This is a genomic window from Mycobacterium nebraskense, from assembly GCF_002102255.1.
Classification (GTDB): domain Bacteria; phylum Actinomycetota; class Actinomycetes; order Mycobacteriales; family Mycobacteriaceae; genus Mycobacterium; species Mycobacterium nebraskense.
This window is the reverse complement of record NZ_LQPH01000128.1, coordinates 64,752-83,835: the sequence shown is the minus strand read 5'-3', so window position 1 is coordinate 83,835 and position 19,084 is coordinate 64,752. Positions and strand designations below refer to the sequence as shown.

General features: G+C 68.3%; 17 protein-coding genes, 1 tRNA gene and 2 pseudogenes. 9 read left to right on the top strand and 11 right to left on the bottom strand.

Annotated elements, in window-relative coordinates; all coding sequences use genetic code 11:
- Positions 1-79 precede the first annotated feature (79 nt).
- Positions 80-1,265, top strand: a pseudogene (locus AWC17_RS33570) (HNH endonuclease signature motif containing protein); the annotation flags it as partial.
- 29 nt (positions 1,266-1,294) lie between these two features.
- Here AWC17_RS33570 and AWC17_RS16860 read toward each other — a convergent pair.
- Entirely contained in the window at positions 1,295-2,605 is a 1,311-nt protein-coding gene (locus AWC17_RS16860; RefSeq protein WP_046186071.1) for an adenylate/guanylate cyclase domain-containing protein, read from the bottom strand.
- A gap of 98 nt (positions 2,606-2,703) precedes the next feature.
- Here AWC17_RS16860 and AWC17_RS16855 point away from each other — a divergent pair.
- Positions 2,704-3,165, top strand: a pseudogene (locus tag AWC17_RS16855) (HNH endonuclease signature motif containing protein); the annotation flags it as partial.
- 39 nt (positions 3,166-3,204) lie between these two features.
- Here AWC17_RS16855 and AWC17_RS16850 read toward each other — a convergent pair.
- Together AWC17_RS16850 and AWC17_RS16845 are read right to left on the bottom strand one after the other, a co-directional pair.
- Positions 3,205-4,449, bottom strand: coding sequence for a PPE family protein (locus AWC17_RS16850; RefSeq protein ID WP_046186073.1), 1,245 nt, complete (start codon positions 4,447-4,449; stop codon positions 3,205-3,207).
- A gap of 11 nt (positions 4,450-4,460) precedes the next feature.
- Positions 4,461-4,760, bottom strand: coding sequence for a PE family protein (locus AWC17_RS16845; protein WP_046186074.1), 300 nt, complete (start codon positions 4,758-4,760; stop codon positions 4,461-4,463).
- 419 nt (positions 4,761-5,179) lie between these two features.
- Here AWC17_RS16845 and AWC17_RS16840 point away from each other — a divergent pair, with 419 nt between their 5' ends.
- Positions 5,180-5,926, top strand: coding sequence for an SIMPL domain-containing protein (locus tag AWC17_RS16840; protein WP_046186075.1), 747 nt, complete (start codon positions 5,180-5,182; stop codon positions 5,924-5,926).
- Between the two features lie 8 nt (positions 5,927-5,934).
- Here the strand turns inward: AWC17_RS16840 and hpt are convergent, their stop codons facing one another.
- From hpt to dacB, 4 genes are read right to left on the bottom strand one after another with little or no spacing between them, the layout of a single operon-like run.
- Positions 5,935-6,546, bottom strand: coding sequence for a hypoxanthine phosphoribosyltransferase (gene hpt / locus AWC17_RS16835; protein ID WP_046186076.1), 612 nt, complete (start codon positions 6,544-6,546; stop codon positions 5,935-5,937).
- A 50-nt stretch (positions 6,547-6,596) separates the two neighbouring features.
- A complete protein-coding gene (tilS, locus tag AWC17_RS16830) occupies positions 6,597-7,559 on the bottom strand; it encodes a tRNA lysidine(34) synthetase TilS (protein WP_085164872.1) in 963 nt (320 codons plus the stop codon).
- Positions 7,538-8,584 (bottom strand): zinc-dependent metalloprotease, encoded by a 1,047-nt coding sequence (locus tag AWC17_RS16825; protein ID WP_046186110.1) that lies wholly within the window; start codon positions 8,582-8,584, stop codon positions 7,538-7,540. The genes tilS and AWC17_RS16825 overlap by 22 nt, the downstream gene beginning before the upstream one ends.
- On the bottom strand, positions 8,581-9,966 hold the full coding sequence (dacB, locus tag AWC17_RS16820) for a D-alanyl-D-alanine carboxypeptidase/D-alanyl-D-alanine endopeptidase (RefSeq protein WP_141224658.1): 1,386 nt from the start codon (positions 9,964-9,966) through the stop codon (positions 8,581-8,583). The genes AWC17_RS16825 and dacB overlap by 4 nt, the downstream gene beginning before the upstream one ends.
- A 113-nt stretch (positions 9,967-10,079) precedes the next feature.
- Between dacB and AWC17_RS16815 the strand changes: the two genes are divergently transcribed.
- Positions 10,080-10,568, top strand: coding sequence for an inorganic diphosphatase (locus AWC17_RS16815; protein WP_046186109.1), 489 nt, complete (start codon positions 10,080-10,082; stop codon positions 10,566-10,568).
- 57 nt (positions 10,569-10,625) lie between these two features.
- Entirely contained in the window at positions 10,626-11,318 is a 693-nt protein-coding gene (locus AWC17_RS16810) for a hypothetical protein (protein WP_046186108.1), read from the top strand.
- On the opposite strand, the gene AWC17_RS16805 is transcribed toward AWC17_RS16810, so the two are convergent.
- Positions 11,315-12,400 (bottom strand): DUF475 domain-containing protein, encoded by a 1,086-nt coding sequence (locus AWC17_RS16805; RefSeq protein ID WP_046186107.1) that lies wholly within the window; start codon positions 12,398-12,400, stop codon positions 11,315-11,317. The two genes, AWC17_RS16810 and AWC17_RS16805, sit on opposite strands and share 4 nt — an antisense overlap.
- Positions 12,401-12,489: 89 nt before the next feature.
- Between AWC17_RS16805 and AWC17_RS16800 the strand changes: the two genes are divergently transcribed.
- The 3 genes from AWC17_RS16800 to AWC17_RS16790 are packed head-to-tail and all read left to right on the top strand — an operon-like array spanning position 12,490 to position 14,853.
- Positions 12,490-13,764: a hypothetical protein gene (locus AWC17_RS16800; RefSeq protein ID WP_085164870.1), complete on the top strand. Its 1,275-nt coding sequence runs from the start codon at positions 12,490-12,492 to the stop codon at positions 13,762-13,764.
- A gap of 14 nt (positions 13,765-13,778) precedes the next feature.
- The gene (locus tag AWC17_RS16795; RefSeq protein ID WP_046186598.1) at positions 13,779-14,480 is read left to right on the top strand and encodes a glycosyltransferase family 2 protein; all 702 of its coding nucleotides are present in this window, start codon (positions 13,779-13,781) and stop codon (positions 14,478-14,480) included.
- Positions 14,481-14,493: 13 nt separating this feature from the next.
- Positions 14,494-14,853: a DUF2304 domain-containing protein gene (locus AWC17_RS16790; RefSeq protein WP_046186599.1), complete on the top strand. Its 360-nt coding sequence runs from the start codon at positions 14,494-14,496 to the stop codon at positions 14,851-14,853.
- A gap of 49 nt (positions 14,854-14,902) precedes the next feature.
- Here AWC17_RS16790 and AWC17_RS16785 read toward each other — a convergent pair whose 3' ends face one another.
- Complete coding sequence (locus AWC17_RS16785; RefSeq protein ID WP_167385595.1) at positions 14,903-15,847, bottom strand: NAD-dependent epimerase/dehydratase family protein; 945 nt, start codon at positions 15,845-15,847, stop codon at positions 14,903-14,905.
- Between AWC17_RS16785 and AWC17_RS16780 the strand changes: the two genes are divergently transcribed.
- The gene (locus tag AWC17_RS16780) at positions 15,813-17,621 is read left to right on the top strand and encodes a hypothetical protein (protein ID WP_167385594.1); all 1,809 of its coding nucleotides are present in this window, start codon (positions 15,813-15,815) and stop codon (positions 17,619-17,621) included. The genes AWC17_RS16785 and AWC17_RS16780 overlap by 35 nt on opposite strands.
- A 23-nt stretch (positions 17,622-17,644) precedes the next feature.
- On the opposite strand, the gene AWC17_RS16775 is transcribed toward AWC17_RS16780, so the two are convergent.
- Positions 17,645-17,720 (bottom strand) — tRNA-Thr (locus tag AWC17_RS16775).
- Positions 17,721-17,774: 54 nt separating this feature from the next.
- The gene (locus AWC17_RS16770) at positions 17,775-18,983 is read right to left on the bottom strand and encodes a DNA polymerase III subunit delta' (protein WP_085164868.1); all 1,209 of its coding nucleotides are present in this window, start codon (positions 18,981-18,983) and stop codon (positions 17,775-17,777) included.
- Positions 18,984-19,084 lie beyond the last annotated feature (101 nt).

Sequence of the window (19,084 nt, the reverse complement as noted above, 5' to 3'; positions counted from 1 at the left end):
TTTGCTTTAGAAGCCTTGCCTAGCAACATATTTGGAGAATTCTAGGCCGCTAGTCCACTTAAGCAGATAAGCAGTACCTATGTTCGAATCGATGGCGGATCCAGCTTCTCTCGTCGAGGTGATCGAGTCGACGCACCGGCGGGAATCGATGTTGGTGGCCCGCCGGATGGCCGCGGTAGCGGCGTTGCTGCGGCATCGGGTGACCACCGCCGAGCGGCCCGAGCGTCCGCGCGAATACGCGGCGATCGACGGCTTCGAGCAGACCGCTGCCGAGGTTGCCGCCGCGATGAACCTCTCCCCCGTGGGCGCCAGCTACCTGGTGTCGCACGCGGAGGCGCTGGACACCAGGTTGCCAAGGGTTGCGGCCCTGCTCGCGGAGGGCCGGACGGACTGGCGCACAGTGCGCTTGATCATCAGCCGAACCGATCTGGTGACCGACGAGAAATTGATCGCCAAGATCGACCAGTCGCTGGCCGAACGCATCGGCAACTGGCACGGCTGGTCGAAGCAGCGAATCATCAACGCCGTCGACGCCGCCGTGCGAACCACCGACCCCGACGCCGCCCGCGAGCGCCGCCTTGCCGCCGAGGCCGACCGCCATATCGGAATCAGCACCAAAGACGATGGGATGGCCGATATCTACGGGTCGGTCGCTGCCACCACCGCCACTGCCTTTGATCGGCGGCTCTCGCAGCTCGCCAAGCAGGTGTGCCCGGCAGACCCGCGGACACTGGATCAGCGCCGGGCCGACGCGCTGGCCGCCCTGGCCGAGGGTCGCGGGTTGGCGTGCGCCTGCGGGCAACCGGAGTGCCCCAACCGGCCGGGTGACAACTCCGATCGTCCGACCGGGGCGCAGGTGGTCATCAACGTAGTGGCGAGCGACCGGACCCTTCATGCCGACGGCGCAGAGCCGGGCTATGTGGAGGGCTACGGCGTCATCGACGCCGACCAGGTGCGCCAATTGGCTGCTGCCGCATCCATCCTCGTCGCCGATCCGGTGACGAGTCCGGTCGAGGCCCTGCGCTACCAACCGTCCGCGGCGCTGGAGCGAGCGGTTCGGTGCCGCGATCTCACCTGCCGCTTCCCCGGATGCAGCCGGCCGGCCGTTGTCTGCGACCTCGACCACACCATTCCGTTCAACCATCAGAATCCGGCGGCTGGCGGGCTGACCGTCGCGGACAACCTCAAATGCCTGTGCCGCCAACATCATCGACTCAAAACCTTCGGCGGCTGGCGCGACAAGCAACTGGCCGACGGCACGGGCATTTTTGGAAGACACACCCCTAGGAGGCCGCTAAGAGGAAGCGACGGCGAAGAGTCGCCATTCGCCGGGCACGCCCTTGAGCCGGTGAGCCCCGCGGTCGTCGAATTCGAGCCCGGACCCGATCACCAAGTCGCGCAGCGTGCCCGACACCAACACCTCGTTCGGCCCAGCCAGTGCGCTCACCCTTGCGCCGATGTGCACGGCAATCCCACCGATGTCCTCGCCGCGGATTTCACACTCGCCGGTGTGCAACCCGGCGCGCACCTCGATACCCAAAACCTGCACCGCATCGCGAATCGCCATCGCGCAGCGGATCGCTCGCTGCGGCCCATCGAACATCGCGAGGAAGCCATCACCCGTGCTGTTCACCTCACGGCCCCGAAACCGCGCAAGCTGGGACCGCACGACGGCGTCGTGCGCATCAAGGAGCGCATGCCAGTCCCGGTCGCCCATCTCCGTCGCCCGCCGGGTCGAGTCCACGATGTCGGTGAAAAGCACTGTGGCCAGCACCCGATCATCGGGCACGTCGGGCTGCTCGCCGGTGAGGAACTCAGCGATCACCTGAAAGGACGCGCGCCAGGGTTCCACGAAGTGGTACAAGTTGCGCCCTGGCACCTCGACGTATTTCGCATCCGCTATATGATCAGCCACCTCTTTTCCCTTCGCCGGTGTCACGAACGGATCCTCGCTGTGCTGGACGACAAGGGTAGGCACACGGACTGCCGGAAGGATTGGCAGCGCGTTCACTTCGGCGATGAGCGGCATCATCAGCGCGACGGTCCGCGGGCTTGCTGCCATGCGTTCTTCTCGCGCCCACGCGGCCCGGATCTCCTCGTTCCACGGCATGTCCGGATTGAGCATGTGTTGGAATTCGCCGGTTCCCCACGTGGCGACCAACGCAGCGACGGCTTCGTCTCGAACCACCGTGCGGTCTGCCGGACTTGCGGTGCCGTCGAGCACAACAAGCGAGGTAGTGCGGGACGGATGCGTTGCCGCGAACAGCGCGGCTGTCGCGAGCGCGCCCGGATACGCGATAAGAGCTGCTTCGCGGCTTCCGAGAGCGTCGAGCACGGCGGCGATGCTGTCGGCCCACTGCTCCAAGGTCGGCAGCGCGCCGGGCGTGACGGGATCGGAGCCTCCCGTTCCCGGCTGGTCGAAAAAGATCAGCCGACCAAGCGATGTCATCGCTTCTACCCACCCCTGAACAGACGGCAGCTCCGGAAAAAGCTCACAGGTGGTGAACCAGTTCGAAACGAACACAATGTCACGAGCACCAGGGGGCGATGCACGGTAGGCGACGCGCAAGTCCCCGTTCATCGCGTAGCGCGTCTCCGAGAACACGCGGGAAGTCTAAGCCGAGCGGCGGGTCGAGCGATGCGTATCGGCAGCGTTTGTGCTGCTCACAAGTGTCTCTTGAATGTTCTTTAGCCAGTCGGTGACACCATCTTTTGAAAACTTTCTGGACTGGTTGGCGCGACGAGCAACGGCCTGACGGCACCGTCGTCTGGCTGTCACCCACTGGGCGGACCTATCGCACCTCGCCCGCTGGTGCCGACCTGTTCGTGCAGCCACGCGGCGCGGCGTGCGCGCCGCCGGTGCCCACCAGAAGAAGCAGATCGCAGCAACGGAGCGCGCGAATCACGCAGGCGCGCAACCACAACCGCGTGCAGCGTCCGATCAACGAAGCCCGGCGAGCGTTAGAGGAGGCCCGTGAGCAGGAAATCGCAGCGCGTAAGTTCCGTAATCACATGCGCGACATGCTCTTTCTGTTCAAAGGCACACCGAGCACCAGCCCGTTTTGCACCTGGGTGAACGATCCCAAAGAACCGGAAGAACTGCCGCCGGACTGGATTCCCGACGAACCGGCGCCGCGGCCCGTGCCCGACGATCCACCCTTCTGACGCGTGCCGGCGCGTGAACGGGCTTGCGCGCCTTCAAAATCAGCCCCCCGCCGGGGGTTGAGCGATGACCGTGGGCTTGAAACCGTATCGGGGCGCGACAAAGTGGGCTGCTGCGCTGCGCCCCGTCCCGCCAACCGGCATCATCGGCATCCCGCCAACCGCATTCGTGGCAGGTTCAATGGCCGATGCAGCAGTGAGGCCGTTGAGCGCCACGGTGACCGGTGACGCCATCGGGGCCGCGCTCGTCCATACCGCCGGCACCGACAACCCACCGATCGATGCCGCCTTACCGACGGCTCCTCCGATCGAGCCGATCGAGCCCAGGCCTGCACCCGAAATGGCGGCGGGCAGAGCCGCTTCGGCGGCTTTGGCGGCGCCCTCGGTGGCGGACTTCGCGGCGGGCATCATGCCCTGGGCAATACCTTGGATGTCCTTGAACGAGGTGGTGAATAGCCGTGTCGGCGAAATCAATCGGATGAACGCGTCGAAGGGCGTGCTGGCGTCCAAGGTTTGCGACCCGGTCAGGCCCTCCAACAGGTCACCCAACGGACCGCCCACGACAATCCCGTCGCCCTCGGGGTTCAGGCCGATTCCACCGAGGGAAAACGCGGGATTGGCCGACGACGGGGGATTGCTCGTCAACCCGGCCAGCGACGACAGCGTTTGGGGCACCGCGTCGAGCCCCTGCGCACTGTTGCTTGCGCTGGTACCGGCCGCCTGGGCGACCGCCGCGGCCTGGCTGGCGACTCCGGCCGGGTTGGTAGTGGGCACCGCCGGCTCGAACGGCGGCAACGTCGACGCCGCGGCCGACGTACCGGCGTATCCGTACATCGCGGCCGCGTCTTGTGCCCACATCTCGCCGTATTGCGCCTCGGTGGCCGCAATTGCCGCGGTGTTCTGGCCGAGGAAGTTCGTAGCCAGCAACTCCATCAACAACACCCGGTTCGCCGCGATCACCAGCGGGGGCACCGTTTCGCCGAACGCCGCCTCGTAGGCTCCCGCTGCCGCCACGGCTTGAGCGGCGGCCCACTCCGCCTGCTCGGCCGTGCCGCGCAGCCACGCCACCTGCGGGACGGCCGCAGCCAGCATGGACGACGCAGCCGGCCCCTGCCATGGTCCGTCGGTAAGGGCCGCAATCGCCGACCCATAAGAGGATGCTGCGGAATGCAGCTCGGCGGCCAGCCCGTCCCAGGCCGCCGCGGCGGTCCGTAGCGGCCCTGAGCCGGGTCCCGAATACATCAGCGCGGAGTTGATCTCCGGCGGTAACTGCGCGAAGTCGAGCATTGTGCCCTCGCCTAACCGACCGCGGCGGTGTTGGCGACCTCCGTGGCGGCATACGAGCCGGCGCTGACGCCAAGCATCGTCGCCAACTGCTCACGAACCGCCGCGGCCTCAGCACTGATCTCCTGGAAGAGCTTTGCGTGCCAAGAGAACTGCGCCGCGGTCAATATGGAGACCACATCAGCAGCGGCGGGGGCCACCCCGGTCGTCGGGACTGCCACGGCCGAATTTCCCTCCCGCACGGCCTCGTTGATGCTATGAAGCTCGCCGGCGATCGCATCTAGTACTTCCGGTTGTGCCATCAGGAAAGACATTTTCGCTCCTCAAAATCCGTTCAACGCAACAGCTTTCAGCGCCAATCCTCGGCGCCGAATCAGACGCCTGGACACGTTAGGCAGTTGTGTCCAGGGATAACAGCCCCTGACTCGCCAATTCATTACCGGGTCGATAACTGTTCATTTAGCTGGTGTGAAATGCTGGAACATTTGGATTGGGCATGAAAGATATTGCAAACAAATATGATTGGAGTCATATATGTCCATATATGTGGTTGCTGCGGTAGCCACCGACCTTTGCCCGCGGAAGCCGGGCGCACCGCAATGCGGCCGCGTGCGGTAATCACGCGATCAAATCAATTGCCGCACATCATGATTCGTATCAATAAGCTGACCTAATCAGATGGTGCCGGCAAACCCGTAGCATCGGCTGGTCCCGAGCGGCTAGGGTGCCAGGCATGCCGGTCGCAACGAACGCCCCGAGGTTTGTCCGCAAGCTGATCGCCTTGGCCGTCGCCGGCTTGGCTACCGCGACGGTGTCGGCCTGCGATTCCCCGCCTTCCGCGCCCGCGCCCGGGGTCAATCCACGTCAGGTCACGGTCTTCGGGTCGGGGCAAGTCCAGGGCGTCCCGGACACCCTGACCGCCGATGTCGGCATCGAATTCACCGCACCCGACGTGACCACCGCGATGAACCAGACCAACGACCGCCAGCAAGCGGTCATCAACGCGCTGGTCGGCGCGGGCGTCGACCACAAAGACATCAGCACCACCGAGGTGACCCTGCAGCCGCAGTTCAGCAATCCCGAGCCCAACGGCACCGCCACCATCACCGGATACCGCGCCACCAACGCCATCACGGTCAAGATGCACCCGCCCGAAGCCGCGTCGCGGATGCTGGCCCTCATCGTCGGCACCGGTGGCGACGCCACCCGGATCAGGTCGGTCAGCTACTCCATCGCCGATGACTCGCAGCTGGTCAAGGATGCTCGCGCGCGGGCCTTCAACGACGCCAAGAACCGCGCCGAGCAGTACGCCCAGCTGTCCGGACTCCGGCTGGGCAAGGTGCTGTCGATTTCGGAGGCGACGGAACCTACGGCAGGGGGACCGCCCGCGCCGCCGAAGGCCATGCCGAGCGCGGTCCCGCTGGAACCCGGCCAGCAGACCGTGAGCTTCTCGGTGACCGCGGTGTGGGAGCTGAACTAAGGCCGGATCTACTGCTGGTAGACCCTGGGGTCCAGGGTGCCGATGTAGGAAAGGTCGCGGTAGCGCTCGTCGTAGTCCAGCCCGTAGCCCACGACGAAATCGTTCGGGATGTCGAAGCCCACATAGGCGATGTCGACGTTGGCGCCCTTCGCGTCGGGCTTGCGCAGCAGCGTGCACACCCGCAGCGAACGCGGATGGCGGCTGGTGAGGTTGCGCAGCAGCCACGACAGGGTCAGGCCCGAGTCGACGACGTCCTCGACGATCAGCACGTCGCGGCCCTGGATGTCGCGGTCCAGGTCCTTGAGGATCCGCACCACACCCGACGACGACGTCGAGGACCCGTAGGAGCTGACGGCCATGAACTCGAACTGGGTGGGCACCGGAATCGCCCGGGCCAGATCGGTGACAAAGATCACGGCGCCCTTGAGAACGGTGATCAGCAGCAGATCCTGGCCGGACTGGGTCATGACGTCGCGGTATTGCCCACCAATCTCTTCGCCGAGTTCGGCGATTCGCGCCTGGATCTGCTCGGCAGTAAGCAGCACTGACTTGATGTCCCCCGGGTACAGCTCCACGGGCTGAGCGGGGGTGATCGCCGAGGAGATCTGGGCCACGCCCACAGAGTGCCACGCCGACGGCCGAATAACCAACGGCGACCCCGGTATTGCGCCTATCGAACGGGTTCGCGCCACAGGGTAAGTACGCCGTCGCGCCGCCCGGCGACCAACCGCTCGTCGCGCAGTGCGGACCCGACCGCCACCCCGCCCTGCCCGCGCCAGGCGGTAACGAGCGCGTCGACGCCGCGGATCTGCTTGTCGGTCAGGCTTGTTGCGCCGCCCGTCAAGAGCCAGGCGCGGATCACCCGGCGCCGCACCGGGGCGGCCAGCGCGGCCAGGGCCTGCGTCTGCAACCCCGCGCCCACCTTCGCCTCGGGCAGTGCCCGGGCGGCGAGCGTGTCGATCAGTTCGGTGTCCTCCCGCAACGCCGTCGCCGTGCGGGCCAGCGCCTCGGCCACCCCGCCGCCCAGCACGTCTTCCAGCAGCGGCAGCACCTCGAGGCGCAGCCGGGTCCGGGTGAAGCGGCGGTCCGTGTTGTGCGGATCCTCCCAGGCGGTCAGGCCGAGCTCCCGGCAGGCGGCGTGGGTCGCGGTGCGCCGCACACCCAACAGCGGCCTGCCCCACGGCGGGTCGTAGGGGCGCATCCCGGCGATCGAGCGCACGCCCGACCCGCGGCCCAGCCCCAGCAGCACGGTCTCCGCCTGGTCGTCGAGCGTGTGGCCCAGCAGCACCGGTCCGCCGTGGTACGCGCTCAACGCGGCATAGCGGGCAGCGCGCGCGGCGGCCTCGGGGCCGCCTTCGTTGCCCACGTGCACGCGAACGACTTGTGCCGCAACGCATCCCAAGGTGACGGCCTGCGCCCGGGCGGTTTCGGCGACGGCGGCGGAATCGGGTTGCAGGCCGTGATCGACGATCACGGCGGTGGTGGGCCGCAGCTGTGCCGCCACCGCCGTGAGGGCGAGGGAATCCGGACCGCCGGACAGCGCAACGCACCATTCTTCGGCCGTGGCGACATGTGTCTTGATGAATTCCTCGACAGCCGCGCGCAGCTGCCCTACAGCACCCTGTCGATCCATCGCTGTGGTTCCTCGATCTCGGTGGGTAGGGGCAGCGTCTCGGGGCCGGTCCAGATGGCGTTGAACCGCTCCATTCCGACAAGCCCCACCACGTGGTCGACGAAGGCCTTGCCGCGCGTGTATTGGCTGAGCTTGGCGTCGAGGCCCAGCAGCGCGCGCAGCAGGCGTTGTAGCGGCGGTTGCTTGCGATTGCGGCGCTCGTCGAATCGACGGCGGATGGTGGTCACCGACGGCACCACCATCGGCCCGACGGCATCCATCACGTGGTCGGCGTGGCCCTCCAGCAGCGTGCCGAGCACCAGCAGCTGATCGAGGGCCTGCCGTTGGGGCTCGGACTGCACCGCGCGCACCAGACCGACGATTCCCGACGAGCTGCCATCCGCCGCCCCGTTGCCCCGGTTGCGCACGTAATCGGCGAGCCGGCTCGCCACCTGAGTGACGTCTTCACCGGCGTCGCGCGTCAACAGCGCCAGGGCCTGGGTCATGTACTCGGACAACCACGGGTTGGCGGTGAACTGCACCCGGTGGGTCACCTCGTGCAGGCAGACCCACAACCGGAAGTCGGAGGGCTCGACCCGCAGTTGCCGCTCGACGGCGATGACGTTCGGATACACCAGCAGCAGACAGCCCTCTTTTGCTTCTGCGAAGGGGTCGTACTGACCGAGGATGCCGGCCGACACGAACGCCAGCACGGCCCCCGTCTGCGCGCCGGTGACTCGGCCCGTGAAGAATCCCCGCGGCTTCTCGGCCCCGTTCATCATCACCCGCATCGACTCGGCCGCCGCGCCGATCCATTCCAGGCGGTCGACGATACGGGCGGCGGGCACTGCGCCGCCGGTGACCAGGCCCGTGACCTCACGCACCGGCGGTTCGGCCTTGGCGGCCGAACGGGTGAGCTCGTCGATCACCTGGCGCCGGGTGTATTCGCTGGACGGCGGGCCCGGGCGGGCCAGCCGCTGGCCGACCGTGGCGGCGAATCCCCAGTCGACGGCGGTACCGAGGGTGAGCTCCGAGGGCGCGCTCATGAGCACCCACACGACCAGAGCTTGGTGGCCAGGGCGTCCATCACGTTGCGGCCGTTCGGGCCGGCGGCGTTGGAGATGAAGGCGAACGTGAGCACCCGTCCGCTGCGGTCGGTGAGCACCCCGGCCAGGGCGTTGACGGCGGTCAGCGATCCGGTCTTGGCGCGCAGCCAGCCGGCCGGCCCCTGATTGGAGGCCGCGTCGGTGAAACGGTCGCCCAGCGTCCCGCTGCCGGCGGCGATCGGGAGCAGGTCCAGCAGCGCGCGCAGCGCCGGCTGGTCGGGTCCGGCGGCGGCCTGCAGCACACCGTCGAGCGTCTTGGCGGTCAACCGGTCGTCGACGGAAAGCCCGCTGGAGTCCATCAGCGCGGCGCCCCCGGTGTCGACGTGCGCGGTGCCCAACCGGTTGGTCACCGCGTCGGCCGCACCGGCGAAGCTGCGCGGCCGGTTGATCGCGGCCGCCACCTCGCGGGCGATGCATTCCGCCATCACGTTGTCGGAGTGGTCCATCATCTCGGACAGCCGCTGGACCAATGGTGCCGACTGCACAACGGCCAGCTGCCGCGCTCCCGACGGCGCCGTCGCGATCGTCACCGCGGCGGGATCCAGGCCCAGCGCCTTGGCCAACTCCCGCCCGGTATCCAGCGCCGGGGTCCGGGACCGCCGGGAGTTGACGGTGGTCGGCTGGATGCGGCCGGCGTCGATCATCACCGACTCGATCGGCGCGATGTCGCCGTTGTCGACATCGGCCACATCCCAGCCCTGCGCCATCGTCGGCCCGCTGAACGCCGACGTGTCCACCTGCACCGCGGTCGGTGTCACACCGCTGCGGCGGATCTGCTCGACGAGGTCGCTGAGCCGGGCCGACCCGCGGTACCAGGTGTCCACGCCGGGCGGCGCCGCCGACAACACCGGGTCGCCGGCGCCGACGAGCACGACGGGGCCTTGGGCGTTCTGGCTGCCGGCCACCACCCGCGTGCTGATCCGCGCCTGATGGTCCAGGGTCAGCAGGGCCGCGGCCGCCGTCAGCACTTTGTTGGTCGACGCCGGCACCAGCGGCATGTCGTCTGCCACCTGCCAGAGCTCTTTTCCGGTGATGGCGTCGGTGACTCGCGCACCCAACCTGCCCAGATTCGGGTCGGCCACCACCGCCGCCAGTGCGGCCGCCACCCCTGCCGGGCTGGGCGTCTCCGCGGTGTCGCTGACCGGGACCATGCCCGGTTTGACCGTCGGCGCGTGCGGGGGCGGTATCGGGGCGTGCGAGCTGTTGCCGCCGTGCCCCACCGAGGTGAAAAACGTCGCCGCCGCCACCACGGCGGCGACAAACGCCAGCACGGCCAACCCGACGAACACTTGGGTGGATTTTTGCCAGCGAGTGGGACCCATCGCTCTCCTGACTGTCTGAGCCCATTCTGCCGAATCCGCCGCAATGGCCTCGACTAGGGTGATCCCCGACGCAAACGGACCACCGCGAACCGCCCAGATCTAAGGAGCGCAGAGTGCAATTCGACGTGACCATCGAGATTCCGAAGGGCCAGCGCAACAAGTACGAGGTGGATCACGAGACGGGCCGGGTGCGTCTGGACCGCTACCTCTACACCACGATGGCCTATCCCGCTGACTACGGCTTCATCGAGGACACCCTGGGTGAGGACGGTGACCCGCTGGACGCGATGGTGCTGCTGCCGGAGTCGGTGTTCCCCGGCGTGATCGTGGAGGCGCGCCCGGTGGGCATGTTCCGGATGGTCGACGAGGCCGGCGGCGACGACAAGGTGCTGTGCGTGCCGGCCGGCGACCACCGATGGGACCACATCCAGGACATCGGCGACGTGCCGGAGCACGAACTGGATGTGATCAAGCACTTTTTCTCGCAGTACAAGGCGCTGGAGCCGGGCAAGTTCGTCAAGGCGGCCGACTGGGCTGATCGCGCCGCAGCCGAAGCGGAGGTACAGCGTTCGGTGGAGCGGTTCAAGTCAGGCGGGCACTGACGTGCGGTGACGCTCGTGGCGTAACCGCACGCCGATCTCCGGTGGCATCCTGGCGATGTGACCCCGGTGCTGCATTTCGCCTCCAATTTCTGGTGGCTGGTTTTTCCGCTGGGCGGTGCGATCGGCGGGGGCCTTCGGGCCATTGCCGCCGCGAACGAGCGCCGGGCCGAGCGTCGGCTGGAACGGTATCGGCTGAAGCAGCAAGCCAAGATCGCGGTGGCCGAGGCGTCGGGCCGGGTGCGGACCAACGAGGAAAGCGACCGGCGAGAGATCGCCAAACTCGTTGAGGCGCACGATCGTACCGACGCCCGGTGGTTCGACTATGAAGTCGATATCGCGCGATTACTGGACTTCCCGATGATGACCGATATGCGAGCTCCGCTGACCATCGCGTTCCATCGGGCGAAGCGGCACGCGGACCTGCTGCGACCGGAACCGCCCGAGGGCCTGGTCGGCAACCGGGATGCGTTGGTGGAATACCGCGACGCCGTCCACGAGTACATCAGTGCGTTCGAGATCGCCGAGGCCGAGGCGATTCGCCGGCGACGCAGCGATTTCTCGGCGGACGAGCAACAACGGATGGCACGGGCCCAAAGCTTGCTGCACTTGGCGCAGGACGACGCGGCCACCCGCGAGGAACGACAGAATGCCTACGCGCGGGCGAGCAGGGAACTCGACGGACTGATCGTGCTGCCGGCCACCGCGAGGGCCGGCATCGAACGGCGCATCGCCGGCCAGATTGAGGCCTAAACCGCCGACGACGCGGCGGCCTTGGCGTGGCGCCGATTGCGGAGCACGCTCCAGCCCAGCGCCGCCCCGATGAACACCACCCCCACCGAGGCGGTGACCGGGTCGGGGACCTCGAATCGCGGTTCGATCGACACCAGCATGATCACCGCCAGCACCCCGATCGCCCAATGCGCGCCGTGCTCCAGGTACACGTAGCGGTCCAGCGCATCCTGCTTCACCAGGAAGATCGTGATAGACCGGACGAACATCGAGCCCACCAGTCCGAGCCCCAATGCGATGACGATCGGGTCCGAGGTGATCGCGAAGGCGCCGGTGACCCCGTCGAACGAGAAAGCGGCATCGAGAACCTCGAGATAAAGGAACAGGGTCAGGCCGGCCTTGCCGACCGCCTTGCCGGCCGACACGGCGTCGAGGTCCGGTGGCCGGAACGCCCGGCTCAGCCCGTTGACGACCAAGTACGTCACCAGACCCAGCAGCCCGGCGGTCAGCACGGTCGCGCCCTCGTCGCCGGAGTGCGTCAGCCCCGTACCGACGAGGATCAGCACGACGGCGGTCACCGCCACCGGCAGCTGACCCAGCCGCCCGATGCGGGCGAACGGGATCTCAATCCACTTGAGCCACTTGATATCTCGGTCGTGGAACACGAAATCCAGAAACAGCATCAACAGGAACGTCCCGCCGAATGCGGCGATCTGCGGATGCGCGGCGACGATCAGCTTTTCATAGCTGGGCGAGCCGTCGGGGAATTCCAGCGCGCCGTGCGGCGGGGGATGCAGGGCCAACTCCATCGCCCGGACCGGATCGAGGCCCGCGGTCACCCACACGATCAGCAGCGGGAAGAGCAGCCGCATGCCGAACACCGCGATGAGAATCCCTACGGTCAGAAACATCTGCCGCCAGAACGGGCTCATCTGCTTGAGGATGGCGGCGTTGATGATGGCGTTGTCGAACGATAGCGAGATCTCGAGCAGCGCCAGGGCTAACAGCAGAAGCAGTGCATTGAGCCCGCCGTGGGCGTATCCGAGCGCAAGGGCCGCCACGGTGAGCAACAGCGAGATCCCGAAGATGCGCAAGGCGGCCAAGGTCCTTTCCGACAGCCGCTCACGATAGCGAACCCCGGTCGCCGCCGCAGACCGGTGTCCACGGGACTTACTATTTTCAGATTGTGGCGATGCCCGAAGTCGGCGGTACCCAAGCCTCCACCGGCGCCGGTCCGATCACGCGCGGCAGCGTGGCCCGGGTCGCCACGGCAACAGCGCTCACCGCCCTGTGCGGTTACGCGGTGATCTACCTGGCCGCCCGTGACCTGGCGCCGGGCGGCTTTTCGGTATTCGGGGTGTTCTGGGGGGCGTTCGGCCTGGCGACCGGCGCCGCTTTCGGGCTGCTACAGGAGACCACCCGGGAGGTCCGCTCGACCCGGCACGTCTCGGCGGCCTTACCGGTTGACCAACCACAAACCCACCCGCTGCGGGTCGCCATGCTGGTCGGCGTGGGCGCGGCCGTCGTGATCGCCGGCAGCTCGCCGCTGTGGAGCGGGCGGGTATTCGTCGAGCAACGGTGGCTGTCGGTCGCGCTGCTCAGCGTCGGGCTGGCCGGGTTCTGCGTGCACGCCACCCTGCTGGGCATGCTGGCCGGCACCGATCGGTGGACCGGGTACGGGGCGCTGATGGTGACCGACGCGGTCATCCGGGTGACGGTCGCCGCGGCCACCGTCGTACTCGGGTGGCGCCTGGTCGGCTTCCTGTGGGCCACGGTCGCGGGCGCGGTCGCCTGGGTGATCATGCTGGTCGCCTCGCCGTCGGCGCGGGCCGCCGCCCGCCTGCTGACGCCCGGTGGCGCGGCCACCTTCCTGCGCGGGGCCGCCCATTCGATCACCGCCGCCGGCGCGAACGCGATCCTGGTGATGGGCTTCCCCGTCTTGTTGAAGCTGACCAGTAACGAGCTGGGAGCCGAAGGCGGGGTGATCATCCTCGCCGTGACGCTGACGCGGGCGCCGCTGCTGGTGCCGCTGATGGCCATGCAGGGCAACCTGATCGCGCATTTCGTCGACGCGCGCACCGACCGGGTTCGTGCCCTGATCGCCCCGGCCGGGATCATCGGCGGCATCGGCGCGGTGGGGGTGGTGGCGGCCGGGGTCGTGGGCCCGTGGCTGCTGCGGGTGGCCTTCGGGCCGCAGTACCAGGCCAGCGGCGCGCTGCTGGCCTGGCTGACGGCGGCAGCGGTGGCGATCGCCATGCTGACGCTGACCGGCACCGGAGTGGTAGCGGCGGCACTCCACCGGGCGTACTCGCTGGGCTGGGTCGGGGCGACGGTGGCGTCGGGACTGCTGCTGCTGCTACCGCTGCCGCTGCAGACGCGGACCGTGGTCGGCTTGTTGTGCGGTCCGGTGGTGGGAATCGGCGTTCATCTGATGGCACTCGCGCGCGCCGGGCGCTTGACCGGCTGATCCTGGCTAACCTTGTGGGCATCGAACCCAAATACTCGGGCGCCTGGATCGTCATCCCCGCCTTCAACGAAGCCTCCGTCATCGGCGAGGTGGTCGCCGATGTGCGCTCGATCTTCGACAACGTCGTCTGCGTAGACGACGGCAGCACCGACGACACGGGCGAGATCGCCAGGCGGGCCGGTGCCCACCTGGTGCGCCATCCGATCAACCTGGGCCAGGGTGCGGCCATCCAGACCGGCGTCGAGTACGCGCGCAAACAACCTGGGGCGCAGGTGTTCGCCACGTTCGACGGTGACGGGCAGCATCGGGTCAAGGATCTGGCCGCGATGGTCGACCGGCTGGGCGCGGAGGACGTCGACGTCGTCATCGGGACGCGGTTCGGCGCGCACGGCGGCGCCCGGCCCCCGTTTGTGAAGCGGCTGGTGCTGCAGACCGCGGCGCGGCTGAGCCGGCGCGGCCGCCGACTTGGCTTGACCGACACCAACAATGGACTGCGGGTGTTCAACAAGAAGGTCGCCGACGGGCTGGACATCACCATGAGCGGCATGAGCCACGCCAACGAGTTCATCATGCTGATCACCGAAAACCATTGGCGCGTCGTCGAACAACCGGTCGAGGTGCTGTACACCGATTACTCGAAGTCGAAGGGCCAGCCACTCCTCAATGGCGTCAACATCATCTTCGACGGGTTCCTGCGAGGGAGGATTCCGAGATGAAAAGGACTGAAAGATGAACTGGATCCAGGTGCTGCTGATCGGGTCGATCATCGCGCTGCTGGTCTACCTGCTGCGGTCGCGCAGGAACGCGCGATCCCGGGCCTGGGTCAAGGTCGGCTACGTCGTCTTCGTGCTGGCCGGCGTCTATGCCGTGCTGCGGCCCGACGACACCACGGTCGTGGCGCAATGGTTCGGGGTGCGCCGCGGCACCGACCTGATGCTCTACGCGCTCATCATGGCGTTCTGCTTCACCACGCTCAGCACTTACATGCGGTTCAAGGACCTGGAACTGCGCTACGCGCGCCTCGCCCGGGCCCTTGCGCTCGAGAGCGCCCAGGCGCCCGAAACTCCTCACTCTGCGTCGACCGTGTAGCCACTGCGAAAAACCCCGAAATTTCGCAGTGTGTACACGCTCGGCGGAGCTAGACCGTCTGGGCCTTCCGGAAGTACTCGACCGTCCGGCGCACGCCGTCATCGAGCCGGACCTGTGGCCGCCAGCCCAAAACCCGTTCGGCCAAACCGATGTCGAGGCACGACCGCCTCAGATCGCCCAGGCGATCCGGATGAAACTCCGGGTCGTCGGGTCCTCCGACCGCCGCCGCCACCGCCGAATGCAGTTGCCGGTCCGAGGTTTCGATGCCGGTGCCGATGTTGAAACGCTGCCCGCCGCCCGCCTCCCCGGCGGCCTTGACGAAGGCGTCCACCACGTCGTCGACGAACACGTAGTCGCGGGTTTTGCCGCCGTCGCCGAACACCTTGGTGGGCTTACCCGACAGCAGCGCCTGGGCGAAGATCGCCACTACGCCGGCCTCGCCGTGCGGGTCCTGGCGGGGGCCGTAGACGTTGGCCGGGGCGATGTGCGAGCAGTCCATGCCGTACAGGTGGCGGAAGGTGTTCAGGTAGATCTCGCCGGCCACCTTTCCGGCGGCATACGGCGAGGCCGGGTCGGTCGGCACGGTCTCAGGTGTCGGGTATTGCGGCGGGGTGCCGTAGATGGATCCGCCGGACGAGGTGTGCACGATCTTGCGCACCCCCGCCAGCCGTGCCGCCTCGGCGAGGCGCACCGTGCCGATGACGTTGACCGAGGCGTCGAATTGCGGGTCGGCCACCGAGTGCCGCACGTCGATCTGGGCCGCCAGGTGGAACACCACCTCAGGCCGGTGCTCATCGAGGATGGACTGCAGATCGGCGGTGACGATGTCCGCCTCGACGAAGACATGCGCCGGGTTGTCGGCCAGGTGCTCGAGGTTGGTCGCGCGCCCGGTGGCGAAGTTGTCCAGCCCCACCACCGTGTGGCCGTCGGCCAGCAGGCGGTCGACTAGCGTCGACCCGATGAATCCGGCTGCCCCGGTTACCAGTGCGCGCACCGGCCCACCATACATAGTGGCCCTGGCCGTCGCGCTGATCGCCGCTGCGCTGGGAATACGCGCGGTGCTGGCGTTCGGGGGCTACTTCTACTGGGACGACCTGATCCTCATCGGGAAGGCCGGCACCCACAACCTGCTGTCGCCGTCGTACCTCTTCGACGACCACGACGGCCACGTCATGCCGGGCGCCTTCCTGGTCGGCGGCGCCATCATCCGGCTGGCTCCGCTGAACTGGACCGGGCCGGCGATCAGCCTGCTGGTGCTGCAGCTGCTGGCCTCGCTGGCGCTGTTGCGCGCCCTGTACGTCGTCCTCGGCTGGCGGCCGGTGCTGCTGATCCCGCTGACGTTCGCGCTGTTCACGCCGCTGGCCGTGCCGGGGTTCGCGTGGTGGGCGGCGGCGCTGAACTCGCTGCCGATGCTGGCGGCGCTGGCGTGGGTGTGCGCCGACGCCATCCTGCTGGTGCGCACGGGCAACCGGCGCTACGCGGTGACCGGGACGCTGGTCTACTTCGGCGGGCTGCTGTTCTTCGAGAAGGCCGCGGTGATCCCGTTCGTCGCGTTCGCGGTGGCCGCGCTGCTACGCCACGTCCAGGGTGATCGGGCCGCGCTGCTCACGGTGTGGCGGGCCGGGCTGCGACTGTGGATACCGGCGCTGACGCTCACCGCCGGCTGGATAGCGCTCTACCTGGCGGTGGTCAACCAGCGGCGATGGAGCTCCGACCTGACGATGACGGCGGAGCTGCTCGCGCGATCGATGACGCACGGCATCGTGCCGGGGCTGGCCGGCGGCCCGTGGCACTGGGACCGGTGGGCGCCCGCCTCGCCGTGGGCCACCCCCCCGCCGTCGGTGATGGTGCTCGGCTGGCTGGTGCTGGGCGGCACCGTCGCGGTCTCACTGCTGCGCAAGCAGCGCATCGGACCGGTGTGGCTGACGGCGGCCGGCTATGCCGTCGCCTGCCAGGTGCCGGTCTATTTGATGCGCTCGTCGAAGCAGACCGCGCTGGAACTCGCCCAAACCCTGCGCTATTTCCCGGATCTCGTCTTCGTACTGGCGCTGCTGGCCGCCGTCGCGTTTTGCGCGCCGAACCGGGCCGCCGCTGCGCGCTGGCTGGACGCCTCGCCCAAACGCACCGTGGTGACGCTGGTCTTGGCGACGTTGTTCGTGGCGAGCAGCCTCTATTCGACGGCGACGTTTCTGACCAGCTGGCGGGACAACCCGGCCCAGCGCTATTTGCAGAACGCCCAGGCCGATCTGGCCGCAGCGCACGCGGCCTCTACGGCGCCGCTGCTGGATCAGGAGGTCGATCCGCTGGTGCTGCAACGGGTGGCGGCGCCGGAGAACCTGGCCAGCCACATGTTCGCCCTGCTGCGGGACAGGCCCGAATTCGCCCTGGCCACAACGCAATTGCGGATGCTGGACAGCTCGGGCCGACTGGTCAAGGCGCGGGTGACCTGGGTGCGGACCATCGCGCCGGGCCCCCTGCCGCAGTGTGGCTATTTCACGCAACCGGACAAGCCGGCGCGCCTGGTGCTCGACGGGCCGCTGCTGCCCGCCGACTGGAGCGTCGAACTCAACTACCTGGCCAACAGCGAGGGAACGATGACGCTGTCGATGACGCAGGGACCCGAGGTCAAGGTCCCCGTGCATCCGGGGCTCAACCGGGTCTTCGCCCGGCTGCCCGGCGCCGGCGACGCGATCACCGTGCGCGCCAACACCACCGCGCTGGCGTTGTGCATCGCGTCGGGTCCGGTGGGCTTCCTGGCGCCGGCCTAGCCGCGCGCCCGGCAGAAAAACGATGGAGCCGCCTGGGGGAATCGAACCCCCGACCTATTCATTACGAGTGAATCGCTCTACCGACTGAGCTAAGGCGGCATACCCTCACGCCGGGCGGCACGAGTCTACGGCAGCGGGACGGGCACGACGAAATCAATCGCGCAGTTCCTGGCCAAAGGTGGCCACCATGGCGTCGACCGCGAACTTGGGCTTGACGTTGATCGCCAACGCCTCGCGGCACTCCAGGACCGCCTCGATGCAGCGCAGCAGCCGCTGGGGCGGGGCATGGGCGGCCAGCGCCGCCACCCGGTCGGCCATGTCCGGATGGTTGGGCCGCACCGACCCCGCGCCCGCCGACACCATGAGCGCATCGCGGAAATACGTCGCCAAGTCGATCAGCGCCCGGTCCAGGGCGTCGCGCGAAGCCCGGGTCTGACGCGACTTCTGCCGCCGTTCGAGGTCCTTCATCGCGCCCGTGGCACCACGCATCGCGCCGGCGGTGCCCTTGCCGGTGCCGCCCGCGCCCAGGGCCGTCCGCAGCTCTTCGGTCTCGGCCTCGGCGCGGTCCGCGGTGAGCACCACGGCCTCGGCTTCGGCCGCGGCCACCAGCTCCTCGGCGGCGGCGTAGGCCCGCGACGATGTCGCGGCGTCCCGCACCAGCGCCAGCGCGCGCTCGCGGCGCTCCCGGGCCTCGGGATCGGTGGCCAGCCGCCGCGCCCGGCCCACGTGACCGCCGCTGACCGACGCCGCCCAGTTCGCGGTGTCGGGCGTCAGGCCGTCGCTGTCGATCAGCACGCGCGCGATCGCCTCGGTCGGCGGGGTGACCAGCGCGACGTGCCGGCAGCGGGAACGCAACGTGATGGCGATGTCCTCGGGATCCACCGACGGCGCACACAACAGGAACACCGTCGAGGGCGGCGGCTCCTCGACGACCTTGAGCAGCGCGTTGGCAGCGCCCTCGGTCAGCCGGTCGGCGTCCTCGATCACCACGATCTGCCGGTGCCCGGTGGCCGGACGCCGCGAGGCGATCTGCACGATGGCGCGCATCTCGTCCACCCCGATCGACAGCCCTTCGGGAATCACCCGGCGCACGTCGGAGTGGGTACCGGCCATCGTCGTCGTGCAGGCCCGGCATTGCCCGCACCCCGGTTCGCCGTCGGAGGTGCACTGCAGCGCGGCCGCGAAGCACAGCGCCGCGACCGAGCGCCCCGATCCGGGCGGACCCGTGATCAGCCATGCATGTGTCATAGTCCCGGCGCCCGCATCGCTGTGAACCAGCTCACCGCGGGCGGCCCTGGCTGCGGCGAGCAGCTCGGCCGTCACCACGTCCTGGCCTACCAGCCGCGTAAACACCCCGGACATCACCGGTAACAGTAGCCACCGCTGCCGACATATACCGATCGGCCACCGTATCGCGACAAGCCCGTTACATTTCCGCTCTTTTCGGCCCGAACGGGGGCACG

Coding starts and splice junctions, on each gene's coding strand:
- AWC17_RS16850 (WP_046186073.1), bottom strand. CDS start 4,449: ATGCTCGACTTCGCGCAGTTACCGCCGGAGATCAACTCCGCGCTGATG.
- AWC17_RS16780 (WP_167385594.1), top strand. CDS start 15,813: ATGAATCCGGCTGCCCCGGTTACCAGTGCGCGCACCGGCCCACCATAC.
- AWC17_RS16800 (WP_085164870.1), top strand. CDS start 12,490: ATGCCCGAAGTCGGCGGTACCCAAGCCTCCACCGGCGCCGGTCCGATC.
- AWC17_RS16825 (WP_046186110.1), bottom strand. CDS start 8,584: ATGAGCGCGCCCTCGGAGCTCACCCTCGGTACCGCCGTCGACTGGGGA.
- AWC17_RS16790 (WP_046186599.1), top strand. CDS start 14,494: ATGAACTGGATCCAGGTGCTGCTGATCGGGTCGATCATCGCGCTGCTG.
- AWC17_RS16840 (WP_046186075.1), top strand. CDS start 5,180: ATGCCGGTCGCAACGAACGCCCCGAGGTTTGTCCGCAAGCTGATCGCC.
- dacB (WP_141224658.1), bottom strand. CDS start 9,966: ATGGGTCCCACTCGCTGGCAAAAATCCACCCAAGTGTTCGTCGGGTTG.
- AWC17_RS16845 (WP_046186074.1), bottom strand. CDS start 4,760: ATGTCTTTCCTGATGGCACAACCGGAAGTACTAGATGCGATCGCCGGC.
- AWC17_RS16770 (WP_085164868.1), bottom strand. CDS start 18,983: ATGTCCGGGGTGTTTACGCGGCTGGTAGGCCAGGACGTGGTGACGGCC.
- tilS (WP_085164872.1), bottom strand. CDS start 7,559: ATGGATCGACAGGGTGCTGTAGGGCAGCTGCGCGCGGCTGTCGAGGAA.